At 64.4% G+C, this 17,471-nt stretch carries 20 protein-coding genes; 12 read left to right on the forward strand and 8 right to left on the reverse strand.

Features of this window, described 5'->3' with window-relative positions; all coding sequences use genetic code 11:
• The first annotated feature begins 8 nt into the window (after positions 1–8).
• Positions 9–638, forward strand: a complete 630-nt coding sequence (gene eda / locus R3P95_RS12400) for a bifunctional 4-hydroxy-2-oxoglutarate aldolase/2-dehydro-3-deoxy-phosphogluconate aldolase (RefSeq protein ID WP_300520663.1) — start codon at positions 9–11, stop codon at positions 636–638.
• Positions 639–657: 19 nt separating this feature from the next.
• Here the strand turns inward: eda and R3P95_RS12405 are convergent, their stop codons facing one another.
• A complete protein-coding gene (locus R3P95_RS12405; RefSeq protein WP_300520661.1) occupies positions 658–1,428 on the reverse strand; it encodes an SDR family NAD(P)-dependent oxidoreductase in 771 nt (256 codons plus the stop codon).
• A 102-nt stretch (positions 1,429–1,530) separates the two neighbouring features.
• Between R3P95_RS12405 and R3P95_RS12410 the strand changes: the two genes are divergently transcribed.
• From R3P95_RS12410 to R3P95_RS12430, 5 genes are all read left to right on the forward strand, one after another.
• On the forward strand, positions 1,531–2,367 hold the full coding sequence (locus tag R3P95_RS12410) for a helix-turn-helix domain-containing protein (RefSeq protein WP_300520659.1): 837 nt from the start codon (positions 1,531–1,533) through the stop codon (positions 2,365–2,367).
• 94 nt (positions 2,368–2,461) lie between these two features.
• On the forward strand, positions 2,462–2,776 hold the full coding sequence (locus R3P95_RS12415; RefSeq protein ID WP_317548482.1) for a CD225/dispanin family protein: 315 nt from the start codon (positions 2,462–2,464) through the stop codon (positions 2,774–2,776).
• Positions 2,777–2,953: 177 nt separating this feature from the next.
• Positions 2,954–4,033: a redox-regulated ATPase YchF gene (ychF, locus tag R3P95_RS12420; RefSeq protein ID WP_032386277.1), complete on the forward strand. Its 1,080-nt coding sequence runs from the start codon at positions 2,954–2,956 to the stop codon at positions 4,031–4,033.
• 215 nt (positions 4,034–4,248) lie between these two features.
• Positions 4,249–4,602: a DUF1801 domain-containing protein gene (locus tag R3P95_RS12425; RefSeq protein WP_300520652.1), complete on the forward strand. Its 354-nt coding sequence runs from the start codon at positions 4,249–4,251 to the stop codon at positions 4,600–4,602.
• Between the two features lie 172 nt (positions 4,603–4,774).
• Complete coding sequence (locus R3P95_RS12430; protein ID WP_300520650.1) at positions 4,775–5,392, forward strand: class I SAM-dependent methyltransferase; 618 nt, start codon at positions 4,775–4,777, stop codon at positions 5,390–5,392.
• Between the two features lie 25 nt (positions 5,393–5,417).
• Here R3P95_RS12430 and R3P95_RS12435 read toward each other — a convergent pair whose 3' ends face one another.
• The 4 genes from R3P95_RS12435 to R3P95_RS12450 all read right to left on the reverse strand — a co-directional run bounded on the left by R3P95_RS12435 (position 5,418) and on the right by R3P95_RS12450 (position 9,335).
• Positions 5,418–6,425 carry a polysaccharide pyruvyl transferase family protein gene (locus R3P95_RS12435; RefSeq protein WP_300520648.1) on the reverse strand — a complete coding sequence of 336 codons (1,008 nt, stop codon included), beginning with the start codon at positions 6,423–6,425 and terminating at the stop codon, positions 5,418–5,420.
• Positions 6,422–7,324 carry a glycosyltransferase gene (locus tag R3P95_RS12440; RefSeq protein WP_317548483.1) on the reverse strand — a complete coding sequence of 301 codons (903 nt, stop codon included), beginning with the start codon at positions 7,322–7,324 and terminating at the stop codon, positions 6,422–6,424. Before R3P95_RS12440 ends, R3P95_RS12435 begins: the two co-directional genes overlap by 4 nt.
• A 66-nt stretch (positions 7,325–7,390) precedes the next feature.
• Positions 7,391–8,563 (reverse strand): winged helix DNA-binding domain-containing protein, encoded by a 1,173-nt coding sequence (locus R3P95_RS12445; RefSeq protein WP_300520644.1) that lies wholly within the window; start codon positions 8,561–8,563, stop codon positions 7,391–7,393.
• A 4-nt stretch (positions 8,564–8,567) separates the two neighbouring features.
• Complete coding sequence (locus tag R3P95_RS12450; RefSeq protein ID WP_300520642.1) at positions 8,568–9,335, reverse strand: metallophosphoesterase family protein; 768 nt, start codon at positions 9,333–9,335, stop codon at positions 8,568–8,570.
• A 159-nt stretch (positions 9,336–9,494) separates the two neighbouring features.
• Between R3P95_RS12450 and R3P95_RS12455 the strand changes: the two genes are divergently transcribed.
• Positions 9,495–9,803 carry a hypothetical protein gene (locus R3P95_RS12455; RefSeq protein WP_300520640.1) on the forward strand — a complete coding sequence of 103 codons (309 nt, stop codon included), beginning with the start codon at positions 9,495–9,497 and terminating at the stop codon, positions 9,801–9,803.
• A gap of 5 nt (positions 9,804–9,808) precedes the next feature.
• Here R3P95_RS12455 and R3P95_RS12460 read toward each other — a convergent pair whose 3' ends face one another.
• The gene (locus tag R3P95_RS12460) at positions 9,809–11,182 is read right to left on the reverse strand and encodes an FAD-binding oxidoreductase (RefSeq protein ID WP_300520638.1); all 1,374 of its coding nucleotides are present in this window, start codon (positions 11,180–11,182) and stop codon (positions 9,809–9,811) included.
• A 40-nt stretch (positions 11,183–11,222) separates the two neighbouring features.
• On the opposite strand from R3P95_RS12460, the gene R3P95_RS12465 reads away from it, so the two are divergent.
• Positions 11,223–11,762: a hypothetical protein gene (locus tag R3P95_RS12465; protein WP_300520636.1), complete on the forward strand. Its 540-nt coding sequence runs from the start codon at positions 11,223–11,225 to the stop codon at positions 11,760–11,762.
• Positions 11,763–11,768: 6 nt separating this feature from the next.
• Here R3P95_RS12465 and R3P95_RS12470 read toward each other — a convergent pair whose 3' ends face one another.
• Positions 11,769–12,728 carry an SDR family NAD(P)-dependent oxidoreductase gene (locus tag R3P95_RS12470; protein ID WP_300520634.1) on the reverse strand — a complete coding sequence of 320 codons (960 nt, stop codon included), beginning with the start codon at positions 12,726–12,728 and terminating at the stop codon, positions 11,769–11,771.
• Between the two features lie 71 nt (positions 12,729–12,799).
• Between R3P95_RS12470 and R3P95_RS12475 the strand changes: the two genes are divergently transcribed.
• The 4 genes from R3P95_RS12475 to R3P95_RS12490 all read left to right on the forward strand — a co-directional run bounded on the left by R3P95_RS12475 (position 12,800) and on the right by R3P95_RS12490 (position 16,602).
• Entirely contained in the window at positions 12,800–14,713 is a 1,914-nt protein-coding gene (locus tag R3P95_RS12475) for an alpha-amylase family protein (protein ID WP_300520632.1), read from the forward strand.
• Positions 14,714–14,787: 74 nt separating this feature from the next.
• Complete coding sequence (locus tag R3P95_RS12480; RefSeq protein WP_037191458.1) at positions 14,788–15,744, forward strand: alpha/beta hydrolase; 957 nt, start codon at positions 14,788–14,790, stop codon at positions 15,742–15,744.
• A 17-nt stretch (positions 15,745–15,761) separates the two neighbouring features.
• Positions 15,762–16,121 carry a VOC family protein gene (locus tag R3P95_RS12485; RefSeq protein WP_300520629.1) on the forward strand — a complete coding sequence of 120 codons (360 nt, stop codon included), beginning with the start codon at positions 15,762–15,764 and terminating at the stop codon, positions 16,119–16,121.
• Between the two features lie 10 nt (positions 16,122–16,131).
• On the forward strand, positions 16,132–16,602 hold the full coding sequence (locus R3P95_RS12490) for an SRPBCC family protein (protein ID WP_300520627.1): 471 nt from the start codon (positions 16,132–16,134) through the stop codon (positions 16,600–16,602).
• On the opposite strand, the gene R3P95_RS12495 is transcribed toward R3P95_RS12490, so the two are convergent.
• Positions 16,568–17,449 (reverse strand): alpha/beta hydrolase family protein, encoded by an 882-nt coding sequence (locus R3P95_RS12495; RefSeq protein WP_149407575.1) that lies wholly within the window; start codon positions 17,447–17,449, stop codon positions 16,568–16,570. The genes R3P95_RS12490 and R3P95_RS12495 overlap by 35 nt on opposite strands.
• Between the last annotated feature and the right edge of the window lie 22 nt (positions 17,450–17,471).

Genomic DNA, 17,471 nt, shown 5'->3' on the forward strand with positions numbered 1-17,471 from the left:
GTAAGAACGTGACTGCATCTCTGCTCGACCGCGTCCCCGTCATCCCCGTCGTCGTCATCGACGACCTCGATCATGCCGTTCCGATTGCCCGCGCCCTGGTGGCGGGCGGAGTGCCCGTCATCGAGCTGACGTTGCGGACACCGGTGGCCCTCGACGCCATCGAGCGCATCGCCGCCGAGGTCCCCGACATCCTCGTCGGTGCCGGCACCATCATCACCCCCGGCCAGGCCAAGCAGGCCGCCGATGCGGGCGCTCAGTTCTTGGTGTCGCCGGGCTGCACTTCGGGATTGACCAAAGCCATGCGAGACACCGGGCTACCCCACTTGCCCGGTGCCGCAACGGTATCCGAGGTACTCACCCTCCTCGAAGCCGGCTACACCGAGCTCAAGTTCTTCCCGGCAGAAGCCTCGGGCGGCGCGAACTTCCTGAAGTCGATCCACTCGCCGATCCCGGCCGCGCGATTCTGCCCGACGGGTGGCATCTCGACCGCCAATGCATCGACGTACCTGGCCCTGCCGAACGTCGGCTGCGTCGGGGGATCGTGGCTCACTCCGGGTTCGGCCGTCGCGCAGGAGGATTGGGACGCCGTCACTCGGTTGGCCGAGGCCACCTCGGCGCTGAAGACCCCAGCCCAGTAGCGGTCTGCGGTACGCGCGTTCATCCGCGGGTGACCGAGATACCGCCGTCGACGTAGAGCGTTGTGCCGTGCACCATCGCGGCGTCGTCGGAGACCAGGAACAACACACCGTTCGCGATGTCCTGGGGCGAAAGGACAGTGCCTGCAGGCGTTCCGGCCGTCATGGCGTCCAACACCTCCCGCGCATCCTCGTTGCCCGGCGTCAGCGTCGCACCGGGTGCAAGGGCGTTGACCCGCACGCCGCGTGGACCGAACTCGGCGGCCCAGCTGCGCGTGAGTTGTTCGTCGGCGGCCTTGGTTGCGGAGTACATCGCGGCGAACGGGCTCCCCATCGTGGCCATCCACGATCCGATGTTCACGATGACGCCGCTGCCGCGCTCGGCCATGGCCGGTGCCAGTTCACCGACGAGCACGTGCGGAGCTCGGACGTTGACGGCAAGCATGGCGTCGAGTTGCTCGTCGGCGAGATCTGCGGTTGCGGTGGCGGGATAGATGCCGGCGTTGTTGATCAGAATGTCCACGCGACCTTTCAGAGCGGCGGTGGCGGCCCCAGCGAAGTCGCGGATGTCCTGGTAGCTGCCGGAGAGGTCCACCGGCACGAAACTCGCGGTGCCGCCGGCCGCGGAGATTCGATCGACCACCGCCGAACCCTTCGCGGAGTCGCGGCCGCTGACGACGATCGATGCTCCGTGCGCGGCGAGAGTCGAGGCGATTGCGGCACCGATACCGCTGGTGGATCCGGTGATGACGGCGGTCCGTCCGGAAAGTCGCTGTGATGCAGAAGAAGTCATGACGTCATGTCTACGGGCGCTGAACACGGCCAACCAGGCGTCACTCGACCTAGGTCTGGCATGACCAGGCTGGCAACCATCGGTGTCGCTACTGTGGAATTCGTGAGCAACGACAGGTCCGCCCTCAGCGCGTTTCTGCGTGATCGGCGCGACCGCATCACCCCCACCGAGGCCGGACTGCGCACGTATCCCGGTGTCCGACGAGTGCCTGGACTGCGGCGGGAAGAACTCGCTGCGATGGCCGGAGTGAGCCCCGATTACTACAGCAAGCTCGAACAGGGTCGGCAGGCAAACGTGTCGATCGAGGTGCTGCGAGCGATCGCTCGGGCGCTGAAGTTGAACGAGGTGGAGTCGGCTCATCTGCTCGACCTTGCATCTCCCGCCGGATCCGTCGATGACGCCACTGAGCGACCGGATCCGGGATTGCTCCAGGTGATGAGGACGCTCGATCACGTTCCGGTGCTGCTACTCGGACGCTCGGGCACCATACTGGCCAGCAACGCATTGGTTCGATCAGTGCTGAGTTTGCCGTCGGCGGCCGGAGAATCGCTGTTCGACTATCTGTTTCGCAATCCCATCGCCCGCGAGCGAATCGTCAACTGGTCGCAGTTCGCGGCCGCCGCGGTCGCCAATCTGCGCCGCGAGCTCGCTCGTCGACCCGGGGACCGCGCGCTCACTGCGTTGATCGACGAATTGCGTTCCACGGAGCCTTTTTTCGAGCAATGGTGGAGCGACCACGAGGTTCGTGAATTCGAACGCGCAACCAAGATCATTCAGCATCCGTCGGCGGGGACCCTCGAATTCGGTATCGAATTTCTGACCTCGCCCAGCGAGCCGGGGCAGAGTCTCATCGTCTACACGGTCGAGGACGGGTCGAGCACCGCCAAGATCTTGCCGATCCTGGCGAGCTGGGACCCCAATTCGGCAATCGCCACCTGAACTCGAGATCGACCGGATTCGATTCGGTGGAACCCAACGCGTCGGTACGGCGTCCTACTGGTTGTCCGTCATCGAACAATCGGGGGAAATGATCATGTCGAATCCGTACGAGCAGTCAGAGTTCCAGCAGCCCTATCCGGCAGCGCAGTCCTATGTGCAACCACCGACTCTGCCGTCGTCCAATGCGGGATGGGCCGTCGTCGCCATCATCTTCTTCTGGCCGTTGGCCATCCCGGCCTTCAATCACGCACTGAAGGTGCACCCGCTGTGGATGATGGGGGACGCTCAGGGCGCGCTCTATTCGTCGAATCGTGCCGGGTTCTTCGGCAAACTGTCGCTGGGGATATTCGTCGTCCTCATAGTCCTGTACTTCGCCTTCATTGCCTTGGTCGTCGCGAACTCGTACTAGGGCCAGGCACTTGACTTCGACGTAACTCAGGTTTCTCGCATCGCGGGCATGGACACAGAGTCCGATCCGGATCGTGCCCGCGCTGACGTGGTTGTGTCGCCGCCCAGGGTGCCCGGCCTCATCGCTGGCCGGGCACTGTCCGAGCTGGTGGTGTCGTCAAAGTAGACTCCATAGACCGTGAGCCTCACCCTCGGAATCGTCGGACTGCCCAACGTCGGCAAGTCCACCCTCTTCAATGCACTGACCAACAACGATGTGCTGGCCGCGAACTATCCGTTCGCCACCATCGAGCCCAACGTCGGTGTGGTCGCGCTGCCGGATCCCCGGCTCGAGAAGCTGGCCGAGGTGTTCGGTTCGGAGAAGCTCGTGCCTGCGTTGGTGTCGTTCGTCGACATCGCCGGCATCGTCAAGGGTGCGTCCGAGGGCGCAGGACTGGGCAACAAGTTCCTCGCGAACATTCGTGAGGCCGACGCCATCTGCCAGGTCGTTCGTGTCTTCGCCGACGACGACGTGGTGCACGTCGACGGTCGCGTCGACCCGACCGCCGATATAGAGGTCATCGAAACCGAACTCGCGATCGCAGATCTGCAGACCCTCGAGAAGGCCATTCCGCGCCTCGAGAAAGAGGTGCGGATCAAGAAGGATCGCAAGCCTGCACTCGACGCGGCGCTGGCAGCGCAGGCTGTGCTGAACGACGGCAAGACGCTGTTCTCGGCCAAGGCGAAGCTGGACTTCGAGCTGCTCGGTGAATTCCAGCTGCTCACCACCAAGCCGTTCCTGTACGTCTTCAACGCCGACGAGTCGGTGCTCACCGACGATGCGAAGATCGGCGAACTCGCCCGCCTCGTCGCCCCCGCCGACGCGGTGTTCCTCGACGCGAAGATCGAATCCGAGTTGCTCGAACTCGACAAGGAATCGGCGGCCGAGCTGCTCGAATCGGTCGGACAGACCGAGCCCGGCCTCGACGCTCTCGCTCGCGCCGGGTTCCACACACTCGGCCTGCAGACCTACCTCACCGCTGGCCCGAAAGAGGCTCGCGCGTGGACCATTCATCGTGGTGACACCGCACCGCAGGCAGCGGGCGTCATTCACACCGACTTCGAGCGCGGATTCATCAAGGCCGAAATCGTCTCCTTCGACGACCTCGTCGCCGCGGGTTCCATGGCCTCGGCAAAGGCTGCAGGCAAGGTACGCATCGAGGGCAAGGACTACGTCATGTCCGACGGCGATGTGGTGGAGTTCCGCTTCAACGTCTGATCGACGAATCCGCAGAATCGGTGGCGCAGTACGACCGCGTGTCGGATATTCTTACCGCGGTGGTACGCGCCACCGACTGCGCTTCCACGTGGCAACCACGTGAATCATCGAGGAGAGGCCTGACCAGCTCAGGACATGTCCGGATGGGGTGCGGCGCAGGAATGCGCCATCTTCATTCCGCCGATGCCCGACATCGGTTGACGAAAGGACATGACATGTCGTCGAAGGACGAGAAGAACCTGACTCAGGTGATCGAGAAGATCTCGAAGATAGACGAACCGCGGCGTTCGGTCATGCAGCGTGTGCACGACATCATCGTGTCCGCGGCCCCCACGTTGAAGCCGCGGATCTGGTACGGAATGCCCGCCTACGCGAAGTCGGCGAGCACGCCGGCGCTCGTGACGCTGCGCAACGACGATCGATTGAATCTGGCCATCACCGAGAAGGCGGCATTTCACGCTGCCGGTGGCGCGGACGGGCAATTGATGCCGGCGGCGTGGTACTTCGAGACTGTGGACGACGCTACGGCGCAGCGTATCGCCGAGATTGTTCGTTCTGTCGTCGACTGAGCGAGCACGCTCGGTAGACCGAGGGTCCCGGCGGGACAACGAGGCTCACGGGACCCTCGCCGTGACGGAAGATCCAACAGGTCCGTGGTGGCGTGTTCTGCGAGTGGGCGTCGTCGTCTGCGCCGCCCACCGATGCTGACTACGCTCCGAATCAGACGATAGGAGAGCGTGAATGGGTCTGCAGGAACTCGAGGCATTGGTGCACCGAACCGCCACTGCTGGGGAACCTTTCGAGCGTGGAGCCGACGAGGCGGAGCAGGCATATTTGTCCTCGCTCGCGGCACGGCCGAGTACGAAGCTGATCTGTGAGGTCGGGTTCAATGCCGGCTTCTCGAGTTGGGCGTTTCTCGACGCATCGCCCGATACGACCGTCGTGTCCTTCGACCTTGCTGCGTACGCCTACAGTGCCGCCGCGAAAGCCCATATCGACGAACACTTTCCGGGCCGCCACACCCTGATTCAGGGTGACTCGCACACCACCATCGCGGCCTATGCGCAGGAACATCCGGACATGCGGTTCGACGTCATCTTCATCGACGGAGACCACTCGGTGGAGGGTGCTCGCGCAGACCTCGACGATCTACGTGCGCTCGCTACCGCAGAATCGGTCGTGATCATGGACGACATCACCCCGTGGCTCTGGTTCGGCGAAGGCCCCACTCAGGCCTGGCAGGAAGCGGTCGACGAGGGTCGGATTCTGCACACGCAGTACTTCCGTGACGGTGAACCTGTCGAAGCCGTGACACCTCCGGCCGCTCGCGCCTGGGCCGAGGGCCGTTACCCCTTCTGAACCTCCCCGCGGTGTCAACCAGCGTTCACCCGCGACAGTCGGATACGGCCTGCCGAACCAACTCGGCAGCCTCGTCGGAGTTCGATGCGTAGTGGACATTGTCGAAGCGGTGCAGGTAGGCGTCGTAGATGCCGGATACCTTCTTGTTCGCGTTGTCCATCGCCACGACACGTTTGCCCATCATTGCGGCCAGTACGGCAGCGTGCAGTCGATCGGTGAGGACAACGGGCGCGAGGTTCAGAATACGTTGGGCCACACGAAGGTTGAGCTTCGCGGTCTGCTCGTACGAGCGTAGAAGAGCGGGGTAGAGCAGCCGATTCGTTCTGGGGAAACGTTGCGCAATCAGAGTCGGCAGCATCACCGCCGTCGAGATCGCCAGATCCGTTCCGCGTAGGCCCCAGTCGTAGTGCACGGACGAGGCGTCGATGTTCACCGCCGCGTGGCCGAGGCTTTCCGAATCGGCGCGCAGGAGTTTCACGACGTCCACTGCAGATCCTTCGGTGCTTCGAGCGATGTCGGCACCGAACGCCATGTCCGGACAGTATTCGACGCGGTTGTTCGGGAAATGGGCGAGCGCCAACTCGTACGAACGCTTTTCACGCAGCATGAGGGTCAGATCCGGGTGCTGTGCGTACAGGGCTGCGGTCCGCGTAAGGGCGTCGGTGTCGGCGAAGTCGATGCTCTGGGGGAGGCAGACGATCTTGTTGCGAGGAAACCGCGCAACGATCGCTTCACGGAATTTCTGGTCGATCGGCCACCGGTCACCGAAATTTCCCCCGCCTTGCAGAAACAGGGTTCCGTCACCGATTCGTTCTTCGAGAAGAGCATCGTTGTGAGTGAAGGGATCCGACACGTAGTCGACATGCACGTTCAATCGCTTCAAATACTCGACCTCGCCGGCGTAGATGAGTGAGTCGCCGGCGTTGTAATGATTCGGAAAATCCAAGTGAGCCACGCGATCGCCCGGTGCCGCATGAGTCCCCAGGACGGCGAGAGTCTCCTCGCGTATCGCGTCGATGGTCCCGCGGGTCATCGGACGCTCGGCCGCTGTCGTCTGACGAGCGTCGTCACTCGAATCCGCAGTGCGCCGTAGTGAATCCCGATGTAGTGAGCCCACAGACCGACGGGCATCGGTCTCAGCATTTTCGGTAGCCACGGATTGCGAACTGTCGCAAGATAAAGAATCGACACTGCATGAACGGGGATCCGGACGAACGACGACGGGTGCGGGCAGCCCGCCGCACGGTGCTTCGTCGACAGTTGGTAGGACGTGTGCCCATAGGCGCGCCCTTGCACGAACGATCGGCGGACAGTGGTTCTGATGCGGTAAGCGACCAACGCATCGGCGGCATGTCCGAGCGTCAATCCCGCTTGCTGAATCCTCCACGAGTAATCGACGTCCTCGGCACCGCCGATGAGGTCCTCGTCGAAGTCTCCGACCTTGTCGAAAACTTCACGCCACATTGCGAAGTTGCTGCCCGGCGCGTAGGGCAGATAGGCAGTGGGGAACAGAGCGCCGGGTGGCGGTACATTTCGCCACTCCGCCACGTCTGCCGAATTGAGGGATTCGATTTCGAGTGCGCCGCCCACGGCGTCGAAGCTGTCGAGCGCACGCACCATCGCAGTCAGCCACGTCGGATGAGCGACGTCGTCACGGTCGACGACGGCCACGATGTCACCGCGTGCGGCTTTCACGCCGACGTTTCTGGCGTACGAAACTCCACGCTTGGCGGAGGCGTCGACCCTACGCATCGACAGAGGCAGAGAGAGTTCTTCGAGGTGTGCGCGCAGGCCGTCGGTCGAGCCGTTGTCGCTGATTATGAGCTCGACATCGCCCGTGTAGTCCTGCCCGGCGATGGCCTCGAGCTGCTCGTCCAGATCGGGCAAACCGTTGTACACGGGGAGGACGATGGAAACCAGACTGATCGGCACGGTCTGACCCTACCGCGAATTCGAGCGCTGATCGGTCGCGTGCATTGCTGACCAGGCGCAGGTCGGCTACTTCTTCCCACGAAGTTTCTTCTCCAGCGGTGTCGGGAAGGAAGGGACCACCGGGGTGCCGTCGAGCAGGGTGGTGAGTCGTTCGACCTCGGCTGCAACTGCTTTCGATGCCGTCGATCCGACGTCCTCGAGCAATTCGGTGACCACCTCGCCGGAACCGGTCACCGCCCAGCCGCCGACGATGCGGCCCCCGGACCAGATGGTCGGGCCGATGTTGCCGAAGGTGTCGAACAACGGGGCCTTGTGTTCGCCGAGATACCAGGTGCGGTGCTTCCAACCCATCGGCGTCGGATCGAGTGCAGGTAACAGCATGACGTCCGTGCCGGACGGCTTGTCGAAGTTAGTGCTGGGCAACATAATTCCGTCGCCCTCGGTCAGTTCGACTGCCACGGTGTCGAGACCCGAGACCGCCCCGCGAGTCTGCGTCTTGTTCCAGCCCGTCCACCACTGCAGATCGTCGAGGGTTGCAGGTCCGAACACCTCGAGCCAGCGTCGAGCCAGGTCCGTCCTCGCCTCGGTCTCGTCGAGATCGGGAATCCCGTCCGGCCACCAATGATCGATCGGTGCCCATGCGTGCCGTCGGGAAGTCCACGCGCCCCGTGGTTCGACGCGCACCAATTTTCCCTCGGCGGCCATCATCACCAGCACCTCGGAGGTGACGTACCGCCTGACGTCGTACACCTTGTCGGTGGTCGGCAGCAGCGCGGTCTTGAGGCCGGGCACGGCTGCCGAGAGCTCGGCTCCGGTGGCGGTTCCCATCGATCGCAACGCCGATTCAGTCTCGGCTTCGGTTGCGGCGAGCCATGATTCGACGTCGGGAATCACCGGTTCGGTGGGCAACGTGGAGACTTGCTTGATCAGTCGCGCTCGCATGGTGCGCGAAACCCCGAGGCTCGCCGCAGCGTGAATCATCGGAACGTCGTCGTGAGCGACGACGAACATCGTGCGCCGCATCGCCATCAATCGCACCAGGCTCCGGCGCTCGTACATCGCATCACGAACATCCGAGAGTCCCAGTGTTCGGGCGCGGGCCAGCACCGACAGATACACCGTCGCCGGATCGGTCGCATGCAACGCGAGAAGTGACGACACCACAGCTTCGGCGGTCGAGGCATGGGCGAAGTGCTGCGCGACGAGCCGGTGTCGGCGCTGAGCGTCGGTGATCTTCACGCGATCAGTGTGACGGCATGTGTGGCGCAGGGCCGACGAATCCGGTGAGAAGAGCGTCGGCGATGTCGATCATCCCGTGTGCGCGGGCATCGGCGGCTGCACCGACGTGGTCGTATTCGACCAGCTCGAACGAGACTGTCCAGCTGCCACGGTCGTGGTCGTCGAGTACCGCGTAGCGTGCATGCGGAGACCCGGATTCCATGACGTGCGGGTAAGGCTGATCGTCGTCGTACGCAGGGGTGCCGACGCTTCCTGGATTGACCACGAGTGTGCCGCCGGGGAGAGTCCACTGTCGCTGCAAGTGGGTGTGTCCGCAGGCGATGACAGCTCTGTCGGTGAAACCTGCTGACCGGTCGAGAATTTCGTCTTCGGTTGCCTCGCGAGAGCCGTCGGGGTCCACCGAGTGCAGAAAGTACTGCTGATCATCGGTGGGTGTTCCGTGCACTGCGAGGATTCCGTGATCGAGGTCGAGTGAGAACGGCAGCGAGCCCAGCCACTGTCGATGCTCGTCGTCGAGTCGATCATGGGCGTGCCGATCCCAACTGCCCATGGAATCGGGATGCTGTTCGAGCAGATAGCGATCGTGATTGCCGGCGATAGTGGGGAAGTCCAGCGCCATCAACCGATCCGCAGTTCGACGCGGATGCAGGCCGCCGGAAAGCAGATCGCCGAGATTGATCACCGTGTCGACGCGATGGCGTTCGATGTCTTCGAGGACGGCGTCGAGCGCCGCGATGTTGCCGTGAATATCGGCTATGAGAGCTACTCGCACGACCACAGAATTGCAGCGGGGTCAGTCGACTGCAACACGGCAGCCCGTGGCGCGATCGTTGCGACCTAGAACTGCGTGGTGGCGCATTGCTATTCGACCTGCGAGACTGCGCTGACGGGAACCGATGGGGAAGTAGGTGACGGTCGCATGGTGCTTGCGGTGTGTGCCATTACGCTCGCTGTGCTGCTTCACGTCGTCGCAGCTCGAATTGTCGCTCGTGAGAACTACGGCCGTAGATTGCCCACTGCGAACGGCTCGTATCCGGTCAGACCTGCCCGACGCGCCCAGACTGCGGGTTGGATACTGAGCCTTGTCGGTGCGCTACAGCTCGGCAATCATTTCTGGCTGACCGAGCCGTGGCTGGCCGTGAGCGTCGTGGTCGCGGTTCTCGTCCTGGTCAACGGCCTGCCGAGTCTCCTGGTGACCGTGCTGCACAACGGCAATCTGCGATCACAACCACAGGGCTGAAACCGTTACGACGCGAATACCTTGCCCGGGTTCAGGATTCCGTGGGGATCGAGCGCCTTTTTCACCGCGCGGTGCATGTCCAACACCACCGGATCGAGTTCTTGCACCAGACCGTCCATCTTGAGCAGTCCGACTCCATGCTCGCCGGTGACGGTGCCACCGAGTTCCAATGCCGCGTCGATGATTTCGGCGAAGGCGGCCTGAGCCCGCTCCCGAGCCGGGAGGTCGTCGTGCGGCGTGATGAGCAATGGGTGCAGGTTTCCGTCGCCTGCGTGGGCGATGTTGGCGATCGTCGTCTCGTAGCGCAGGCCGATCTGCTCGATACGCGAGAGCATCTCGGGCACATGCTTCTTCGGCACGCACACGTCCTCGGTCAACACCGGACCCAGGCGTTCCATCGCCGGATACGCCAACCGTCGGGCAGCGAACAGCGCGTCGGCCTCCTCCTGATCCGTCGAGACCGCGGACCACGTGGCCCCGGCCTCCTCGAAGCACGAGAGCATCTTCTCGGCTTCCTGGTCTCCGATGAGTCCGGGATCGTCGATCCGTCCGAGCAACACCACATTCGCCTCCACCGACAGCCCCATGTTCTTCCAGGCGTCGACGGCGATAAGGCACTGCTTGTCGATCAGCTCCAGCGCGGACGGCGTCAATCCGGCGGCGGCCACCGCTGCGACGGCACGCCCGGCGTCGACGATCGAATCGAAGTAGCCGGCAACGGTCCGCTGCGGATCCTGGAGCGGACGGAGCTTGAGCGTCACCTCCGTGATGATGCCGAGCGTGCCTTCCGATCCGACCATCAGGCCCGCAAGATCGTATCCGGCAACACCTTTGGCGGTCTTACGTCCGAGCCTCACCAGCTCTCCGGTTCCGGTGACCACCTGCATGCCCATGACGTAATCGCGGGTGACGCCGTACTTCACGCAGCACAATCCGCCGGCATTGGTGGCGACGTTGCCGCCGATGGTCGACCACGGCGCGCTGGCCGGATCCGGGGGATACCAGAGACCCTGTTCGGCGACCGCTGCCCGCAAGTGGTCGTTGACCACCCCCGGTTCGACGACGGCGTAGCGCTCGAGCGGGTCGATCTCCTTGATCGCGTCCATGCCGTCGAGGGCGAGCACGACGCATCCCTCGGTGGCATTCGCACCACCGGACAGTCCGGTGCCCGCCCCGCGAGTGACAATGGGCGCGCCGTGAGCGAGGCATGCGCGAACGACGGCCTGCACTTCCTCAGCGGTGCGGGGCCGAACGACCGCGATCGGGACCGAATACGGTGCCCACTCTGCCTCGTCGTGCTGGTACGACGCGATGACGTCGGGATCGACAACGATCCGATCCGTGGGGAGCGAGTTCGACAACCGATCGACGAGCGACATGTCTCGACTGTAGCTATGCGATGTCCGATAGCGTCGGGTCATGGCAGTCGACTTCTCGTGGTCTCAGTTTCTGTGGATTGTCTTCGTTTTCGTCGGGGTGCCGTCGACGTTCTGGGCGCTTGTTCTGTGGGCCGTCTTCGCGAAGCGTCGAGAAGGAAGGGGAACCGGTCCGCTCGGCTTGTGGGCCACCGGATCGACTGCTGCCGCATCGGGTTTCGTAGCGTGTGCAGGGTGGCTGAGCTGGTCTGCCGACTACCGAGGCGAAGTGCGTGGCCCGGGTCTCCCGGCCCCGAACGAGTTCCCAACATGGCAAGTCGCTGCGTGCGGTGCGACGGTCGTGTTGCTGTGCCTGCTGGCCGCGCACCTGTCACGATGGCCGAAGACCGGCGGACACGTCGCTGCGTTGGGCATGACGGCGGGCTTCTCGACGGCGTTCTGCGTCGACGCGAGTACCGATGTCACCGGGCAGTCGGGTGTGGGTGTCATTCTGTGCATGATCGGCTGGGGAACCAGCTTGACCCTGCTGGTGCTCGTTCGGAACGCGGTCGGTGGGCTGAAGCGGCCGACAGCCGATCGGTGAATCGAGTCAGAGCTCGACGCCCGTTGCTTCGACCACGCTCGCCCACAGTGCATCTCGCACGCGAGGTGAATCTCCACGCCACGACGGGTAGTGCGTCGGACGCGGGGCCCGGTCGTGCCAGAACGTACCGGTACTGGTCAATGCCTGATCCGATGCGACGAGCCACACGATGGTGTCGGCCCCGTCGTCGGCGCTGCGCAGAATCGGCTTCATCACCGAACCGAACAGTGGCATCGACCCGGTGACGCCAGGAGTGGCCGCCCACCCCGGGTGCATGCTGTGCACCACCGGGTCGTCTTCGAGCGAAAAGCGTTCGGCCAGTTGCTCTGTCACGACCACCTGCATACGTTTGGTCCTGGCGTATGCCGTCATACCGGAGTATCTGCCGTTCTCGAACTCGAAGTCGGCCGACTGCAACGGCACCGGGTACATGCCGCCGCTCGAGACGAACACGACCCGCGATCCGGCGTCGAACAGCTCGCGCAGTCCCACCGTCAGCGCGACCGGTCCGAGAACATGGGTGGCGAAAGCGGATTCGTGCCCCTGCGCGGACAGCTGCCGCTCGTCCGGCATCACCCCGGCGCAATGCACGAGCGCGTGCACCGACGTGAGTTCGGACGCCAGCGCCGCGGCCAAGGCGGCCACCGAGTCGAGGTTGCTGATATCGCACTCACGCACCACCAGGGAGGCGTCGGGAACCTCGGCTCGGATGGCGGCGGCCGCGGACTCCAGCCGATCGGCAGACCTGCCGACCAGATGCACCCGTGCCCCGAGCCGCGCAAGTTCCTTCGCAGTGGCAGCTCCCAGACCGGACGACGCACCGGTCACCACCATGTCGATGGGGGAGGGGAACGGCGTCGGATCCGCGGCCCAGAATCGTCGCCGCACCGTGGCGCCGATGCGGGAGTATCCGGGAACGACTGCTCGGTCGAGGATCGTGTCCAGCGTGCGGGTCAGCAATGACATGCCGCTCTGATACCCCGCGGTAACCGGATGTATGCGCGTCCGCACGCCGGGGTCGATGCCAGAATGAGTGCATGGTTCACCCCGCCGTCTCCGACGTCACCCGCGAGATCCTCGCCGAACTTCCCGCACACCGACGCGAGACGTTCGAGTTGCGTCTCGAGCAGTGGTTTCTCGATCTGCACGACGCGGTCACGGCCGTCTACCCCGATCCCGACGCCGTGGCGGCGACCCTGGTGGAGATCGCTGCGCGCGCCTACGCCGCCCGCCCGGAGGATCTGCACCGGCTCGATCAGCGCCGTTTGCTCGAACCGGACTGGTTTCAGCAGCCGGACATGTTCGGCTACGCCTGTTACGTCGACCGGTACGGACAGACGCTGCGCGGGGTGGGCGAACGGCTCGACCATCTGACCGATCTGGGTGTCACCTACCTGCACCTGATGCCGCTGCTGCAACCGCGGCCCGGCGACAACGACGGCGGATACGCGGTGATGGACTACCGAGCGGTGCGCGAGGATCTCGGTACCAACGAGGACCTGCGGGCGCTCGCGGAGACACTACGTGGACGCGGCATCAGTCTTGTGGTCGACCTGGTACTCAATCACGTTGCTCGCGAACACGAATGGGCCGAGAAGGCGCGCTCGGGTGATCCGAAGTACCGAGACTACTTCCTGATCTATCCCGATCGCACCACCCCGGACTCGTACGAGCGCACTCTCCCCGAGGTGTTTCCCGACTTCGCGCCCGGCAGCTTCACGTTCGACGACACACTCGGCGAGTGGGTGTGGACGACGTTCAACGAATGGCAGTGGGATCTGAACTGGGCCAATCCCGCTGTGCTGCAGGAGTTCGCGAGCATCGTGCTGCACCTGGCCAATCTCGGGGTCGAAGTGCTTCGCCTCGATGCGATCGCATTTCTGTGGAAACGGCTCGGTACCAACTGCCAGAACCAACCCGAGGTGCATGCGGTCACCCAGGCCCTGCGCGCCACCGCTCGACTCGCTGCTCCGGCCACGTTGTTCAAGGCCGAGGCGATCGTCGGACCCCGCGATCTGCTGCCGTACCTGGGTCAGGGGCGGCATACCGGACGGGTCTCGGACATCGCGTACCACAACTCGCTGATGGTGCAGGTGTGGTCGATGTTGGCAACGGGCAGTACAGCTTTGGCGCGTCACGCGTTGGCATCTTTGCCCCCGACACCGCCGAGCGGCACCTGGGTGACATACGTTCGCTGTCACGACGACATCGGCTGGGCCATCGACGACGGCGACGCGGCGTCTCTCGGACTCTCGGGCGCAGGGCATCGCCACTTCTTGGCCGACTGGTATTCCGGGGAATTCGACGGCTCCTGGGCCGAAGGCCTTGTATTCCAGTACAACCCGGACACCGGCGACCGCCGGATCAGCGGAACCGCGGCAGCACTGACCGGTCTCGGCCCGTCCCGCTTGGATCCCGACGGCGGATTCGGGCGAATCTTCCTGGCGCACGCCATCATTGCCGGATGGGGCGGAATTCCGGTGGTGTGGAGCGGCGACGAGCTCGGCTCCCCGGGAGATCCGAACTGGGCCCAGGAACCAGCTCATGCCGAGGACAACCGGTGGGTGCACCGGCCGCGCGTGACCGACGCCGACCGCGCCGGCCGATTCCAGCAGGGGAGCGACGCACAACGAGTGTTCGACGGTATCGCGCGGATTGCGAAGGTGCGCGCCGGACTGCCGATGTTGCACGCCGAGGCGCCGGTGGACGTGCAGAGCGAGTCGGACGACGGTCTGCTCGTGGTGCGCAGGCGGCATCCCAGCGGCACTCTCGTCGCGCTCTACAACGTCACGGCCGAACACCGGTCGTTCCCGCACGCGCAGCTGATCGAACTCGGAATTCCGGCCCCGGTCGAGGTTCTCTCGCAGCACGATCTGCAGGTCGACGACACCGGCTCGGTGTGGTTGCCGCCGTACGCGGCGTGGTGGATCGTCGACAACCCGCTGCGCTAGAAGAGGCGATGCCGTGACCGGGCTGTTACCCTCCCCGAGACGGTCGGCCGGATACGAACAAGGGGACAATCTCGATGCTGCATGCTCGGATACGAAGTCTGGTGCTCGCTGTGGTGGCGGTGTTGGTCGCCACGATGGCAACGGTGCTGATGGGGACCGGTGTGGCGAAGGCCGACTCCGAGCTCGTCTACGTCTACTCGCCGTCGATGGACAAGAACATCCCGGTCAAGGTGCTCAAAGCTGCAGGCGGCGGCCCCGCACCCACTCTGTACCTGCTCGACGGCCTGCGTGCGCCCGAGAACGACAACGGCTGGCTCATCGAGACCGACGTCGAGAGCTTCTTCGCCGACAAGCACGTCAACGTGGCCATCCCGTTCGGCGGCGGCGGCACGTTCTACTCCGACTGGCAGCGCGACGACCCCAAGCTCGGACGGGTGAAGTGGGAAACGTTCCTCACCCAGGAGCTGCCTCCGTTCATGGCCGATCGTTTCGGCAGCGACAACGTCAACAACGCGGTGGCCGGACTGTCGATGAGCGGAACCTCGGCTCTGAACCTGGCCGCCCACCACCCCGACTTCTACAAGGCCGTCGCATCGTTCAGCGGTTACCCGACGGCCAGTAGCCCCGGATTCGCGCAGGGCATCGCGGTCGCCGTCGGCGAGATGGGCGGCAACGCTCGCAACATGTGGGGTACCTGGCCGTCCGCGGACTGGATCCGCAACGATCCGTCCCTCAACGTCGGTGCGTTGCGCAACACGGCAGTCTTCGTCTCCTCGGGGAGCGGCTCACCGGCCACGGACCCTGTGTTCAATCCGGCCAGCAGCAGCTTCGACCCCGTCAAGTTCGCACAGATGGTGCCGCTCGAGACTGCAGCGGGCATGAGCAGTCGGGCATTCGTCCCCCTCCTCCAGGCAGTGGGCGGGCGTCCCAACGTCAAGATCACCGGCACCGGTGTGCACTGGTGGAACCACTGGGAGCAGCACCTGCACGAGGCATGGTTCGAGACAATCGCTCCTGCTGTCGGCGGCTGACAGCTACTCTGTCCGCCATGACGCCACCGCGGATCACCGTCGACTACACGGTGCTCGACTGCCCGGATCCCGCCGCACTCGGCCGGTTCTACAGCACCATCCTCGGATGGGAGCCCGTCCGCGACGACGGGGACTGGGTGGTGGTGCACGGCCCGGGCGAACTGCGACTCGCCTTTCAGAAGGCACCGGACTTCACCCCCATCGACTGGCCGAGCGAGGGCATCAAGATCCACCTCGACCTGGTGGTCGACGACATGGAGCAAGCCAGGGACTTCGTCGTCGACGCCGGGGCCGAACTCATCGACCACGCGCAGCCCTCGTTCTGGGTGTATCGCGATCCCGCGGGGCACATCTTCTGCCTGTGCAAAAGAAAATGAAGGAACCGTCATGGTCAGCGAAACCCACCCGGTACTCGTCGAGCGATCGGCCCTCGTCCGGGCGGACGCCGCCACCGTGCACGCTCTGATCGACAACTTTCACCACTGGCAGCAGTGGTCGCCCTACGAGGGACTCGACCCTGGTTTGCAGCGCACCTACACCGGTCCCGACGCCGGAGTGGGGGCGTCGTACTCGTGGTCGGGTAACCGCAAGGCCGGCGCGGGGACGATGACCATCACCGAATCGATTCCCGAACGAATCGTGCTCGACCTCGCGTTCACCAAGCCGCTGAAGAACCGGAACGTCACGGCGTTCCTGCTCGAGCCCGTCGCCGACGGAACCCGAGTGACCTGGCGTATGTCGGGAAAACAGAACAAGCTCTTCGCTCTGATCGGAAAAGTGTTCTCGATGGACAAGCTCGTCGGACCGGATTTCGAGAAGGGGCTCAGGCAGCTCGCCGTTGTGGCCGAGAAGGGCTGAGTCGGTTCTCCCGTAGATCCGCCTGCTCGCCGAGCCAGCGGGCGAGAACCTGGCAGCCGGTGAGGCCGTCTGCATAATCCTCGCGCGCATAAGCGATGTGTCGGCCACCGCCGGGGTTCGACCACTCGAATCGACGCCAGCGCATCGACTGCGGCAGATACCCGCCCAATTCTGCGGCCGCGGTGCGGAGGCGTCGAACATCCTTAGCCCACTGCGAGGGTCGAAGGCGCGTCCGGGTCGCGTTTTGGAAGCTGTTGCTGCGCAGTAGTTTCAGTAGTTCACGCAGCCAGATTTTCGGGGTGCGAAACGACATCCATCGGGTCAGGTCGGCAACGTCGCGAATGAGACTGTCGTCGCTTGCGTTGCAGATCATGTCGGACTTCAGACCGATCCACTGAACCGGAATCGACTCGGGCAGAGCCGGACCCGCGCCGGCGACGCCGCGTCCGGTGCAGCCGTCGACGGCACCCACCGGCTGCTGAGGATCCGACACCAGACCAGCGGCAACGATGCGGCTGCCGTCGATCGTCCCGTCGTGGACGAGACCGAGGACCTCGCGCACCACCGTCGCTCCCTGGGAGTATCCGATCAGCGCAATCGGCCCGGCAGTGCTCTCGAGTGTGCGGCGTAGACGCCGGACACCGATGTCTGCGCTGTGCCGAAAGCAGAGTCCACCGAGCGCGACCGGACCGTACGACGCCGGATAGCCGACCCAGCGGTCGACGAAGCGGTCGTCGAGCTCGCGGGTGACGCAGGCCAGCAGGCCCGTCACTCGCGTCCGGTGGTCGGACGGATGTGATTCACCGGTACCTCCGACGGCGAGTACGGTGACCGTTTCGTGGCTCATGGCTGTCAGTCTGGTCGGGGAA

The organism is Rhodococcus cercidiphylli (assembly GCF_033042225.1).
In the GTDB taxonomy this organism is placed as follows: Bacteria; Actinomycetota; Actinomycetes; order Mycobacteriales; family Mycobacteriaceae; genus Rhodococcoides.